The organism is Pseudooceanicola profundi (assembly GCF_050897955.1).
Classification (GTDB): domain Bacteria; phylum Pseudomonadota; class Alphaproteobacteria; order Rhodobacterales; family Rhodobacteraceae; genus Pseudooceanicola.
The window spans coordinates 2,433,439-2,445,737 of record NZ_JBPAXZ010000001.1 but is presented as its reverse complement, the minus strand read 5'-3'; the positions used below and the strand labels follow the sequence as shown (position 1 = coordinate 2,445,737).

Annotated in this window: 11 protein-coding genes; 7 read left to right on the top strand and 4 right to left on the bottom strand. The window is 61.9% G+C overall.

Annotation, left to right across the window (positions count from 1 at the left end; genetic code table 11):
* The first annotated feature begins 126 nt into the window (after window positions 1–126).
* From ACRARG_RS12260 to ACRARG_RS12245, 4 genes are all read left to right on the top strand, one after another.
* Window positions 127–903 carry a CPBP family intramembrane glutamic endopeptidase gene (locus tag ACRARG_RS12260; protein WP_432690296.1) on the top strand — a complete coding sequence of 259 codons (777 nt, stop codon included), beginning with the start codon at window positions 127–129 and terminating at the stop codon, window positions 901–903.
* A gap of 35 nt (window positions 904–938) precedes the next feature.
* Complete coding sequence (locus ACRARG_RS12255; RefSeq protein WP_432690295.1) at window positions 939–1,547, top strand: lysozyme inhibitor LprI family protein; 609 nt, start codon at window positions 939–941, stop codon at window positions 1,545–1,547.
* Between the two features lie 46 nt (window positions 1,548–1,593).
* The gene (locus ACRARG_RS12250) at window positions 1,594–2,442 is read left to right on the top strand and encodes an SH3 domain-containing protein (protein WP_432690294.1); all 849 of its coding nucleotides are present in this window, start codon (window positions 1,594–1,596) and stop codon (window positions 2,440–2,442) included.
* Between the two features lie 131 nt (window positions 2,443–2,573).
* A complete protein-coding gene (locus ACRARG_RS12245) occupies window positions 2,574–4,502 on the top strand; it encodes an alpha/beta hydrolase (RefSeq protein ID WP_432690293.1) in 1,929 nt (642 codons plus the stop codon).
* Between the two features lie 42 nt (window positions 4,503–4,544).
* Here the strand turns inward: ACRARG_RS12245 and ACRARG_RS12240 are convergent, their stop codons facing one another.
* A complete protein-coding gene (locus ACRARG_RS12240) occupies window positions 4,545–5,351 on the bottom strand; it encodes a CPBP family intramembrane glutamic endopeptidase (protein ID WP_432690292.1) in 807 nt (268 codons plus the stop codon).
* A gap of 194 nt (window positions 5,352–5,545) precedes the next feature.
* Between ACRARG_RS12240 and ACRARG_RS12235 the strand changes: the two genes are divergently transcribed.
* The gene (locus ACRARG_RS12235; protein ID WP_432690291.1) at window positions 5,546–7,519 is read left to right on the top strand and encodes an alpha/beta fold hydrolase; all 1,974 of its coding nucleotides are present in this window, start codon (window positions 5,546–5,548) and stop codon (window positions 7,517–7,519) included.
* A 21-nt stretch (window positions 7,520–7,540) separates the two neighbouring features.
* Window positions 7,541–9,526, top strand: coding sequence for an alpha/beta hydrolase (locus tag ACRARG_RS12230; protein WP_432690290.1), 1,986 nt, complete (start codon window positions 7,541–7,543; stop codon window positions 9,524–9,526).
* Between the two features lie 50 nt (window positions 9,527–9,576).
* On the opposite strand, the gene ACRARG_RS12225 is transcribed toward ACRARG_RS12230, so the two are convergent.
* Both ACRARG_RS12225 and ACRARG_RS12220 read right to left on the bottom strand, forming a co-directional pair.
* Window positions 9,577–10,536 (bottom strand): TnsB C-terminal domain-containing protein, encoded by a 960-nt coding sequence (locus ACRARG_RS12225; protein ID WP_432690288.1) that lies wholly within the window; start codon window positions 10,534–10,536, stop codon window positions 9,577–9,579.
* Window positions 10,537–10,995: 459 nt separating this feature from the next.
* Window positions 10,996–11,253, bottom strand: a complete 258-nt coding sequence (locus ACRARG_RS12220; RefSeq protein WP_432690286.1) for a hypothetical protein — start codon at window positions 11,251–11,253, stop codon at window positions 10,996–10,998.
* A 367-nt stretch (window positions 11,254–11,620) separates the two neighbouring features.
* On the opposite strand from ACRARG_RS12220, the gene ACRARG_RS12215 reads away from it, so the two are divergent.
* Window positions 11,621–11,905: a hypothetical protein gene (locus tag ACRARG_RS12215; RefSeq protein WP_432690285.1), complete on the top strand. Its 285-nt coding sequence runs from the start codon at window positions 11,621–11,623 to the stop codon at window positions 11,903–11,905.
* A 165-nt stretch (window positions 11,906–12,070) separates the two neighbouring features.
* On the opposite strand, the gene ACRARG_RS12210 is transcribed toward ACRARG_RS12215, so the two are convergent.
* Entirely contained in the window at window positions 12,071–12,280 is a 210-nt protein-coding gene (locus ACRARG_RS12210; RefSeq protein WP_432690284.1) for a hypothetical protein, read from the bottom strand.
* Window positions 12,281–12,299: the final 19 nt, after the last annotated feature.

The following is a 12,299-nucleotide window of genomic DNA, read 5'->3' as shown; positions in this document are numbered from 1 at the left end:
CGCAATCCGGACAAAAGAGGCGCAGAACGGATTGCTCTGTCCGAAAGCTCCGGCTTAGCGTCAAGACATCGTCATGGATCTCTGGAAAACGTCGAGTCGGTACAGGCGTGCAGGAGGGATGGTTTGATGGATCAGCCAGCGCCAGACATCGCTGCCGCCAGCGAAGAAATGTTTCGGTTCGAGCAAGCGGACAGCGACCTGCCGTTTTATCGTGGCGCACCTGTCGCCATCGGCGCGACCGGTTGGTGGATCGTGCTTGCCTCTGTCGCGATTGCCTTTGCCGCATTGATCATCACGCAACCGGTGTTTCCCACGGGTATCGGCACGTTCATTCCGGCTCTGCTTTTCGTGACGATCCCGCTTTTCACTCTTGCCTCAGTCGCCGGCACGTCGGCCCCGGGCGCCTTGTTCCGGCGCCTCTGGCGGAAAGACATTGCGATAATCCTCGGCTTCTTTGTCCTGAACGGGGTCGTAACGGTACTTGTCGGATTGTTGGTGACACTGCTGTTCGAAACGGCGTCCAACCCAGCAGGTGACAGGGTGACCGGCGCTATTGGGCTGGATCAAATATACTTCTTCGGATGGACGGCCATCCAACTCCTCGGGGAAGAGATTTTCACCATCCTGCCCTTTCTCGCATTCCTGGCGTTTCTCGACCGCAGGATGAAACGGAAACCGGCTGTGGTCATCGCCGCGCTCGGGACTGCCGTGATCTTCGCGCTTGTCCATCTGCCGACCTATCAGTGGCACGTTCCGCAGGCCGTGATCGGACTGGTCCCGATCCGGCTGGTCCTGCTAATGCCCTATCTGATCACGCGCAATATCTGGACCTCCACCGCGACGCATATCCTGAACGACTGGACGATCTTCGGCCTCGCAATGATCGGAGGCTCGTCCGAATGACCCAACCCTTTTCGCACCCCCTGAAAGGTCCTGAGATGAAACGCATCAACGTGATCGCCCTGATTGCCTGTCAGATGATACCGGTGACGGCCTATGCCCAGGCCGGCCCTGCCTTCGATTGTGCCAAGGCCGGGAGCTCGGCCGAAAAGCTTGTCTGCGACGACCCCGCGCTTGCCGCACTTGATCGTCGGCTGGCCGAGAGGTTTGGCGAGGCGCTGACCGTTGCCAAGGGGCTCGATGCCGGCGCCAAGGAGGCCGAGGACCTGCTGCGCGCTACACAGAGAGGCTGGATCAAGGGGCGCGACGAATGCTGGAAAGAGCCGGACCTGCGCAGCTGCGTCCATACCGAATATTTGCGGCGTGAGGCGGAACTGGTGGCGGGGTCCATGCTTGAGGAGCCCTCCGAGGTCCGCGAATGGAAGTGCGGCGACGGGATGCGCCGCCTCACAATCTATACCTTCGACACCGAGCTTCCGGCCATACGGGTGGAGGAAGGCGACAGCATCTACACCGGCGCATTGCTGTCCGCCGATACGCCCGGCGCCTTCTACGTCAGCCAATGGGGCGACGTGTCCCTGGGCGACGGAACCGCACAGGTCTCCGACGTCTACGGCAAGACCTCGGACTGCCGCCCCGCAGGCTGACGCGGGACGCGGCGTGGACTGCAAACACGCAACAGGAGGAGACGACATGACAGGATTTCGCAAAAGCTTCAGGACAGGCATGGCCGCGGTCGGTCTGGCCCTTGCTGCCTGGATAACGGTGCCGGGTCAGGTGCAGGCACAGATGGGACCGGACTACTGGCAGGTTCATGGCGTGGCCTCCAATGACACGCTCAACCTCCGGTCCGGCCCCGGCACATCCAACCGTGTGGTTGCGCGGGCGCCGAACGGGGCCGTCTTCCGCAACCTCGGGTGCCGTGGCGAAGGCAATGCCCGCTGGTGCCACATCGAAACGCCGAACGGCCAGATCACCGGCTGGGCGTCGGGACGCTATCTGCGCGAGAGCGGCGCGCCGACCGGGGGCACCATCGGCGGCAGACCCGATGTGCCAGAACTTCATGCCCGCGCCTCCGGCGAGATAGAAGTGCGGTTCGCCAGCGGCTGCACCGCGCTTTACAATCCGGTCGGGCGAGAGATCGCCGTGGGCAGTTCCTGTTCACGCGCGCAGCGATCCTCGGCGCATGATGCCGTGGCAAGCTACCTGCGGGAAAATCACCCGACGGCGAGCCACGAGCCCTCTGCCGCATCGGCCAAAGTCAGCATTCGCGGATCGGGCACGATCTACGGGGGCGCGTCGCTGACGGGTCAGATCTTCGGGCACAAGGAAGGCGCCTATGCGCTCACGGTTTCGGGCGACGGGCTGTTGTGCACCGGGTTGTTCCGCCACGCGCCGGGCACAGTCGGCAGTGAAAGCACCACGGTGCATTGCACCAACGGGGGGCATGGAGCGGCCGTCCTCGTCCGGAACCGCAGTGGCAACGGCAATACCCTGACGATGACCCTGACCAACGGAACGGGCGGCTATGTGCTATTCTGAACGTGACGGGTGTCACGACCTCGTCCCGGCTCCTCCGGGGTGACACCTGAACGTCCCGCCCGGCGCCGCGCGATTTGGGGCGCCGGGCAACCGATCCTCACCCTCCGTTCCCTGTATCCGAAAGGCTCCAGATGTCCCCTGATCAGATCATGCTGACCCTCATCGCGCTGATGACCTCGGCCACGGAACCCGCCTTTGATCCGCTGAAAAAGGGCGGGCACGACCCCCGCTATCCCGTGACTGTCGAGGCATGTCCGCGCCCGATCGGCGCGCTGGAGATCGAGGGAAAGACGGTCCTCTGTGGCCGGGTCTCCGTTCCCGAACTTCACGGTTCGGATACAGGCGAGACAATCCCGCTGGCCTTTGCCGTGCTCAAGTCCCGGTCAGCCGCACCGGCCCCGGATCCGGTGATCTATCTGCATGGCGGCCCCGGCGGGTATACCGTTCAGGACATTCCCTTCAATGCCAAGATCTTTGACTTCCTGCGCGACCGGCGGGACATCGTGCTGTTCGACCAGCGGGGGTCGGGGATCTCTGACCAGACAATCGCCTGCTATAACGAGCTGGCGGCGGACTTCCTGCAATTTGCCAAGGTTGACGACGAAAAGCTCTTCGACGCCGAAGGGCCTTTGGCGCGGTGCCTGACAGAGACGGTCGATGCGGGCACGGATCTGGAGCCCTACAACACAACGCAGAGCGCCAAGGACGTGCGTGCCATCATGCATGCGCTCGGTTATCCGGAGTATAACGCCTTTGGCATTTCCTATGGCACCAAGCTGGGGCAGGAGCTGTTGCGCAGCGCGCCGGAAGGGTTGCGGGCGCTCGTCATCGACAGCATCAGCCGTGTCGACAACCCGGCCTATGACACCAACGGTGTTCCCCCGGATCAGGCGCTCGGCTGGATGGTCGATTACTGCATGGCGGACAAGGCCTGCGCCGCCGCCTATCCCGATCTGGAAGAGACGGTCCACGCGTCGGGCAAACGTCTGACCGAGGACCCGAAAGTGATGCTTTCTGGCGAGGAGCTGGGCCCGGGTTTCATTTCCGACCTCATGGACCTCAGCAACAGCCGGGCCATGCCGTTCACCGCCTATCTGCCGCAGGTCTTCACCGAACTCGCGGACGGCAAGACTGCGACGCTGGAGAAACTGATAAAGGGCGGCTTCAACCCACCCCAGTCCTCTGATGCGATCCTAGCGGCCTATGGCAAGGATCTGGACGCTCTGGACAGGACCCTCGCCGAGGTCGCCCTGAAACAGGCCGAGGCCATGCGCACCGACGAGGCGAACGTGGCCAAACTGCTGACGACGTTGTCGCGCGATCTCTCTGCCTCGGGTCCGGCCAGAACCGAAGCGCTGCTGGACCAGGCCCTGTCGGATGTGGCGACCACCATGGAGGCCGACGCGCTGCTCGCCTTCCTGCACGACTATGTGCTCTTCATCGGGCAGTCGCCGGACCGTGACCGGATTGCAGCCTTCCTCGACGCGCATATCCCCGAGACCGAGAAGCCCCGGATCATGGGCCTGCTTGCCGCGATGACCGAAGAGGATATCGCAGCCTTCTACCAGCGGGCGCGGGTGGATTCCGCCAACCTGACCGCGCAGTCGCGGGTGATGTTCACCCTTGGCATCATCGCCTGTCAGGAAGATTATCCGTTCAATTCTCGGGACGGCTACGACGCTGTGGCCGCTACCTATCGCTTTCCCGAACTCGATGCAGGCGTGCGCGACGGGACCATGATCCTCTATGATTTCTGCGATCTGTTCGAGAAACACCCGCGCGACGGCTTCCACGAGCCCGTGGTCAGCGACATTCCGGTGCTGGCCATGGCGGGAACCAAGGACACCAAGACCAATCCGGACGCGGCCGAAAAGGTCGTGCGCACCCTGTCCAACGGTCAGGCGGTATTGTTCCCCGAGGCGGGTCACGCCGTGATCCAGTTTTCCAAATGCGCGCAGGATGTCGCCCTTGGGTTCATCGAGGACCCGGATGCCCCGGTCAACGTGGCCTGTGTCGAGAGCCTGAAGCCGAAATTCTACGTTCCGCCGAAGCCCGACTGAGCCGTGTGCGTGTGTTTCGACATCGTTTCCGGCCCGGCCCGGTTAGCCGGGCATCCGGTCACCGGGGGGCTCTTCGCGATGAATGTTCCGCAGCAGCCAGAGGGCATAGAGGAGGTTCGGCATGATCATCACGACCGGAATGATCAGCGACGACATCCCCCCGGTTTCAGGCGTTTCGACCGGTTCGATCCCTGTGCTCTGAGCCTTGGCGCCGAACGATACGAGGAACGTCACGGCATCCCAGAGCGCATGGTAGATGATCGCCACCCAAAGCGACCCGGTCCGCAGGAAGATGGCCATCAGAAGGAGCCCCGAGCACGCCGCCATCGTCGCCTGCAAGGCGGCGCCCGCGAACTCACCCGTGATGAAACCATTGAGCACATGGACCGACCCGAAAGCGACGGAGACCAGAAGGATCGCGGGCCAAATGTGCATGGTCTGTCGCAGCGCGCGGTACAGCACACCGCGGAACATCGTCTCTTCGGAGAAGCCGACGAAGAACGTGTTGATCAGGACCAGAAGAATGACGCCGGTGGCGGGCAGTCCGAACAGCAGTGCCACACCAAGCTGAAGCAGCACCATCAGCATTGGCAGCCAAAGCAGTCTAAGCGTTCCCGGTTCCGGCGCACGCAACCCGATATCCCGCCACCTGCGCCACCCGATCACGCCGATCAGCATCGCGCCCGCCAGAACGATCTGCCAGGCGATGCCTTCGGTCACGATCTCGTCGAGGGTCCGTTCCCCCGGCAGCAGGATCTTAGCCCCGAAGAAGGTGATCGCCACCCAGGTGACGAGCGTGAAAAGCGCGATTGTCAGCCGTGTGCCGGACTGTGCTGTCTGGGTCGCCATTCGCCAAATCCTTTCTCGGAACAGACCATAGCGGTTTTCGTCGGGCCATCACCATTCCGGAAGCGCGACGCCCCTTGGCGTCAGAACCTGCTATCGTCTTACATGAAATGGCGATTCTCCCGAACGCCTATCAGTCTTTTTCGCCCATTCTGCCAATTGGCCGGGCAAAATGCCCTGAGCAGAAAGGCCCGGATATGACCCCAGATCAGATATTTGCGGCAGTCGCAGCGCTCCTGCTTCAGGAAGGCAATCCGGATTTCGACCGGCTCCGGTCCGGGGGATATGACGACCGTTATCCGGTGACGGTCAGCGCCTGCGAATATCCGCCCGGGCCGCTGGAGGTCGAGGGGAAGACCGTCATCTGTGGGTCTGTTGACGTGCCTGAGAATTACGAAGCCCCGGAAGGCCGCCGCATTGGCCTGCAATTCATCATCTTCGATGCGCAGACGCTGTCTCCGGCGGCTGACCCATTGGTCTATCTCCATGGCGGGCCGGCGGGCGGAACGCTCCAGATATCCGAGGCGGTCGCGAACCGGATGTTCCCGAAACACCGGCTGACGCGGGACATCATCACCTTCGATCAACGCGCGTCGAAACTGTCCTACGGATCGGTGGAATGCACCGGAAGCATCGCGGACAACGCGCTCGACCTTGCCAAATCGGAAAAGGCCAACCCCGAGGATACGACGGTCGTTTACAGCCTCCTCGCCGATTGCGTGGAAGAGATCCGCGCGACCGGCGCCGACCTGCCAGCCTACAACACCGAAAACAATGCGCGCGATGTTCGGGCCCTGATGTCCGCGCTCGGCTACCCCGAATACAATATCTACGGCATTTCCTACGGCACCCGGCTGTCGCTGGAAGTCATGCGGACCATCCCGGAGGGGGTCCGGTCTGTGACTATCGACGGCGTGGCTGGACCGGACAAGCCGATCTTCGACGAATTCCTCACGCCCTATGTCGACGTGGCCGACAAGCTGGTCGAACAGTGTGCGGCAGACCCCGCCTGCGCCGGGGCTTACCCGGACCTTCACGCCACGATCAACGCCGCCTTCGACAGGGTCGGCAATGACCCCATCCCAGCCGGACGGGGGGCGGGGCCTGTCGGCGCTCTGGAGCTTTACACGCTTGCCTTTGGCGAGCGGAACAAGTGGCGCACACCGCATGACATCACGCGGTTCCTGCCCCGCATCTTCAGCGAGCTTGCTGAGGGGCGGAGCAAAACCTTCGATGCGGTCACAGCCCATCTGGACGATAACCCGAGCCTCGCAACCGCCCTCGTCCAGTCCTCTGATTTGACGGAAGACGACCGTGCCCTGGCCATCGCGACGTTGAAGATGGCCGCGGCGATGGAGGACCTCAGCGACGGGGCCCGCGACACGCTGCTGCAATTGCAGGGCGATCTTTTGGCCCCGCTCTCCACGCTGAGCATCGCGGAAGCCTTTGACCGGCGGATGAGCGAGGCGGTGATCCACCTGCCGGATCCCGCCGCGTCCGCGCCCGCATTGCTTCGGGACTATGCCCTGATGCGGGCCGGACCGGTGTCGCGCGACGCCTTGGCCAAACTTGTGTCCGACAATTTCAGCGGCGCGGATGAGGCCGACCTTCTGAGCCTTGTCGCAGCCATGTCGGACGCGGACATCTCCCGCACATGGGACATCGCGGCGGAGTCCCTTCGGCCCTATCGGGCGATGGTGGCCGAGACACTGGGCATGGCCATCTATCAATGTCAGGAGGCCGTCCCCTTCAACTCCATGGAGGGTTTCGACCGGCTATCGGCCCCTTATGCAGAGCGCTATCCAGTCTTTGGCATCCCAGCGTTTCGCGAGCTCATCCAAGGCGCGCTGTCCCCCTGCGCCCTCTTCGATCCGCATCCACGCGAAGGGTTTCATGACCGCGTGCGGTCTGACATCCCAACGCTGGTACTGAACGGGACGCTCGATGTGCAGACCTCCATGCACTGGGGCGCCGATGCTGCCGAGGGGCTGACGAATTCCCGCAACTACATCGTCCCGGAGGCCGGACACGGCACCGTCGCCTACCAGCCCTGTGCGCGGGATATCGCGGCGGCCTTTGTCAACGATCCGACCGCTGAACTGGACGTCAGCTGCATCGCCGACATCCTGCCGCCCTTCGTCCTGCCCGATGATCCGTTGCCCGGTGAATAGACCCCGCCAGAGAGAACACAGATGACCCCTGCCGAACTGATTGCCACGCTCTCCGCCCTGATCGCGCACGAGCCTGACACCAGCGCCTTCTCCGGGCTGATGACGGGCGGCCATGACCCGGTCGCAAAGGTAGAAATCCAGACCTGTCCCCGCCCGCTCGATCCGGCGGAAATCGAGGGCGAGACGCTGATTTGCGGTGTCGTTACCGTGCCCGAGGATCACGAAACGCCCGACGGCCCCAACACGGTCGATCTTGAGTTTGTCCTGCTGAAGGCCGAGAGCCTTTATCCCAATCCCGACCCGTTGCTCTACCTCCATGGCGGGCCCGGCGGCGGCAACCTGCCGGGCGGGGCGCTCTGGCTGTCGGAGAATTTCGCCCCATTCCGCGACACGCGCGATGTGATCGCCTTCGATCAGCGGGGGGCCGGTATTTCCTCCGACAGTGTCGAATGCGCGGGGGTTCTGACAGACAGCCTCGATCTGGTGCTGAAGGACGGCGCCGGGATCGTGGAAGTGGACGGCGAGGGTGGCTACCGACCGACGCAACTTCTTCTCGACTGCGTGGCCGAGCTTGAGGCGTCGGGCCGGGATCTTTCGAAATACAACACCCGCCAGAATGCGCTCGACGCGCAGATGGTGATGCGGGCGCTCGGCTACGACGAATGGAATATCTTCGGCGCCTCCTACGGCACCAAGCTGACGCTGGAAATCATGCGCACCGCGCCCGAGGGCCTGCGTGCCGCCGTGCTGGACGGGGTCGCGCCGCCGATTGTGCATCTCTATGACACGCTGGCACTGCCTCGCTCGGAAAGCCTTGAGCGGCTGGTCAGCTATTGCGCGGCGGAGGAGGCCTGCAACGCCGCCTATCCGGATCTGGGGCAGGTCATCCTCGATGTCCACGCCCGCGCCGGACGCGGTGAGGTCCTCTGGCAGGATAAGCCCTTCCCGCAGGATCAGGTCGAGGTCCTGGTCGACCAGCTCAGCGCACCGGGGCTGCACGCCCCCCTGACCCCCTATCTGCCCGCGATCTTCTACGAACTATACAGGGGCAAAGAGACCCCGACCGTCGACCTCGTCTACGGCGAATGGGACATGTGGCCCCCGTCGACGGCAGAGCGTGACATGAGGGCCGCGGCAGAGGCCGCACTGGACGATGCGGGGATCGCACTGGTTGACGAGGCTCTGACCAGCGCCCGGATCGCCGGGGATGCAGAGGGGATCATGCAAGATGCCGTCACGCAACTGCGCGAGACCATCCGCCGGGACCGTGACCTTGGCCCACTGGCGGCCCTGCTCGATGCAGAGATGACCGATGCCCTTCCGGAGATGGCCAAGGCCGGCGCCGATCTGCGGGCCCTGCTGCGCGACTACGCGGCGCTCAGGCAGGGAACGCCGGATGCGGGGCGGCTGGCCACGTTTGTCACGGATCATTTCGACGGCTCGCGACAGGCCCGTCTGCTGGCGATCGTCGGCGCAATGACCGAGGCCGAGATCACAGCCTTTTTCGAGGGCGTCTACCTTTCCGTGGAACCGCATAGCTACAAGGCGTTCCAGAAAGGCTTCGACAACGCCCTCTACTACTGTCAGGAAGACATGCCCTATAACACGCCCGAACAATACGCGGCGACCACGGCTGCGCTGCCCTATTCCTTCCACAGCGACTGGGATGATCTGGCCGCCCGGATGTTTGCCCAATGCAGGGCCTTCAAACAGAGCCCCCGCGACGGGTTCCACGAGGTCGTGGTCAGCGACATCCCCACGCTCTCGATTGGATCGGCCTGGGATCAGAACACCGCCGGAAGCTGGGCCGCGCTTGCAACCGAAGGGCTGAGCAATGCGCAGTCGGTCATGATCCAGGAGGCTGGCCATATCGCCCTGCGCTTCCAGCCCTGCGTCGCAGACATGGCGCATGCCTTTTTTGACAACCCCGGCCGGAAACTCGGCGACGCCTGCGAACGCGAAGCGGCCGTGCCGCCGTTTCACATCGCCGACTGGGCGCGGCCGTGATGGTGGCCGGCCGACAGATTAGATCCGGGCGACCCAAAGGTCTGAGGCCGTCACCTGGGCGTCAGATCAGGTCGGGCCGGCACAAAACCCGTGAGCGTTTTCACGGTCGTCAGGCTCGTGGGGTTGTCTAGCGAGATCGTCATCCCGAGAATGACACCAGAGGCTGCGTCGATGGCCATGGTTACCCAAGGCCGCGCGAGCGTGCCGTCGTCGTCAATGATGACGAAAATGTCAGCCAATGTGCTGTCGACTTCGACCCGGTCGAGCGGATGCTGGATGGACTGAAACCGACCGGCTTGCAGCAGCTTTTTGCGCGCCAGTTCGGAGCCAAGGCGCATCTTAACGACATCCGCATGCGGCAATGAGTCGACCTTCGTCTCAACGACTTTGCGCCCGTGGTCGCGAGGCTCGATGCCATTCTCGCGGCACACTTCCAGATAGCGATATCCTGCTGAACGGGTCAGTTGGGTGATCGTCATCCGGTGGGACGTCAGAAATGTTTCGTCGAGCATGTTGAGCACGAAATCTTCGAAGATCGCGCTGTGGCGCGTCGTTCGATTGCCTGAGGCATCGCGTGAATCCCGCAGGCTTCCGGACGCCTTTCGAAGATAGTTGGTCCGCCACGTCTGTAGCGTCCGAACGGACGGAAACTGTTCCGTGAAAGCGTCGAAACGAGGATCACCCATGAGCTCTTTCCGGCACAGCAAACGCGCGAATTTCCAAGGGTGTCCGTCTTGGCGTAACAGTGCCATTTTCTTGACTACCGCCTTGCGGAACTCGTGGTCGATCTTGTGATCGGCCTGGATGAATGTCGTCCCAAATTCCGCATCGAGGCCGGGTGACACTCGCCCATGCGCTTTCGCCATTCGGAACTCTTCGAACGGCATTTCGATCTGGCGGCCATCCGGATGCTCAATCACCATGCATGGCAGTTCCGGGTGCTGGCGAATGACACGGCACACGTCGTCACCGATGAGAACATGCCGTCCGTCGAATTTTATATCCTTCATAGGTCAATGATCTCGAGGCACGACTTGTCGTGGGCCGGCTCAATACGGTCTTGGGGCCGAGGACGCTCGAGCGCATGTCGAATTTGACAAGGCCATGCGCGATCCCGACCATGAGATCGGCTTGGGCAATGTCGGCCTTGGACATGACGTCGGCGACCTTGATTGGCCATTGCACAGCAGATCTCAACGAGCGCACTTGCGGATCTGTCGGCAGACGATCGACGTAAGGCTTCACCATGCGAATAGTGCGGACCAGTGGCGTGCTGAATGTTTGCTCGGTTACAAGTAGGATCCTATGCCCATCTCGCCAAAGACTTGCAGATCGTCGACATACTCGGGACGACGCTCAAGCCACTTGGTATGCTTGGCTTCGATGTAAACTTCTGCCCCGGACACCAACCTGAACAAGACATCCGGCGTATAGAGCCTGGGCTTGTATCCCCCATTCTTGGCTTTCTGCTACGCTTCAGCACGGGTGCCAAAACGGCGCGCAGTGTTCAGATCGAAAGTGCAGGGTTTAGCTTTCACGATAGCGACCCGGGGATCGATCGCGCCGGCCATGACGACGTTCGACTCGTTCATGCTCTCGGTCTGCTGAACTCCCGCCATCTTCGCACCTGCGATCTGGTTGACCTTTTTCTGATCACTTCGCTTGTGGACTTTTCGCGCAGGGAGGTCGGTCTTGCCGTCGTCGCACATTGTATCTGCCTCATACATTCTCGCTTTGCGCGAGTTCACATTCGTTCTGGGCAAGATTGGTGTCAGGAATGGGGCAAAATCGAAGAAAATCTAACCCAGCGAGAATTTTTCACAATACGCTGAATTTTATAAATAAATTTTGGAGACTCGAGCCGCGCACCTGAATTACAACCACACGTTTCCTGAAGTTTGCCAGTAAATGTGTGGTTGATTGAGTTAGGCTGAATTAACTACTGTCGAATTGCGCCACATTCTCTCGGAAACCGCCGCTCAAAGAGATTCTGTCTGCGCTCTCAACGGGTAGCAGGCGCTCGAAATACGACATGGCGCCTGACGGCCGGTGCATGTTAAAAAATTTGCTATGACGCCATCCTCTGCACCATCCGTGACCGAACGCATTGCTGCGCATTGGCGGCGCGCACGCGAGGAGGACATCAGTCCCCTGGACGACGTATGGCAGCGTGAGCTCCGCGCCCTTCACAGTGAACGCATGTCAGAACTGCGCAATCGGGCAGATGAAGAATGGCACGACGCGGATACAATTCCGATTGAGGAAGCCGACCGCAGGATGGCGGCCGCCCTCGCCGAGGATCGCGCTCTGCGACAGCAAGATCGTGAACGCCAGATGTCGCAAATTCTGGCAAAACGACCACCGAAGAACAGATCCTGACATCACCCTCCCACAGCTCGCCGGGTGCCATTGTCCGTTCCCGGGGACGTAGTGGCACGAGACAGTGGCAAGGTAAGCTGAAGGGCGCCAATATAATTGGCCGCAGCAAAGGGATAGGCGGCATACATAGTGGCACGCCGGGACCGCTGAAACCAAGCGACTTAGTCAGTCGTCGGCGGGCTTTTTTGCCAAGCGCTGCATCCGGTCGGAAGGGCACTTGTAGGTTACCTTGGCCCGTATGAGCATGCCGTTTTCATGAGAGAGTTCTGCGGGAGTGACGCTGCCGTCTGCAAGGCGCGCCTCGACCCTGGCGCGCGCGGCGGCTTTTTCAACCGCGCGCCTACGAAATGAAAATTGTTTGGGCGTGTCACACATAGGTTGATCTTACCACATT

Bases quoted from the DNA above. Each gene is read 5' to 3' on its own strand.
- ACRARG_RS12260 (WP_432690296.1), top strand. From the start codon at position 127: ATGGATCAGCCAGCGCCAGACATCGCTGCCGCCAGCGAAGAAATGTTT.
- ACRARG_RS12255 (WP_432690295.1), top strand. From the start codon at position 939: ATGAAACGCATCAACGTGATCGCCCTGATTGCCTGTCAGATGATACCG.
- ACRARG_RS12250 (WP_432690294.1), top strand. From the start codon at position 1,594: ATGACAGGATTTCGCAAAAGCTTCAGGACAGGCATGGCCGCGGTCGGT.
- ACRARG_RS12245 (WP_432690293.1), top strand. From the start codon at position 2,574: ATGTCCCCTGATCAGATCATGCTGACCCTCATCGCGCTGATGACCTCG.
- ACRARG_RS12240 (WP_432690292.1), bottom strand. From the start codon at position 5,351: ATGGCGACCCAGACAGCACAGTCCGGCACACGGCTGACAATCGCGCTT.
- ACRARG_RS12235 (WP_432690291.1), top strand. From the start codon at position 5,546: ATGACCCCAGATCAGATATTTGCGGCAGTCGCAGCGCTCCTGCTTCAG.
- ACRARG_RS12230 (WP_432690290.1), top strand. From the start codon at position 7,541: ATGACCCCTGCCGAACTGATTGCCACGCTCTCCGCCCTGATCGCGCAC.
- ACRARG_RS12225 (WP_432690288.1), bottom strand. From the start codon at position 10,536: ATGAAGGATATAAAATTCGACGGACGGCATGTTCTCATCGGTGACGAC.
- ACRARG_RS12220 (WP_432690286.1), bottom strand. From the start codon at position 11,253: ATGTATGAGGCAGATACAATGTGCGACGACGGCAAGACCGACCTCCCT.
- ACRARG_RS12210 (WP_432690284.1), bottom strand. From the start codon at position 12,280: ATGTGTGACACGCCCAAACAATTTTCATTTCGTAGGCGCGCGGTTGAA.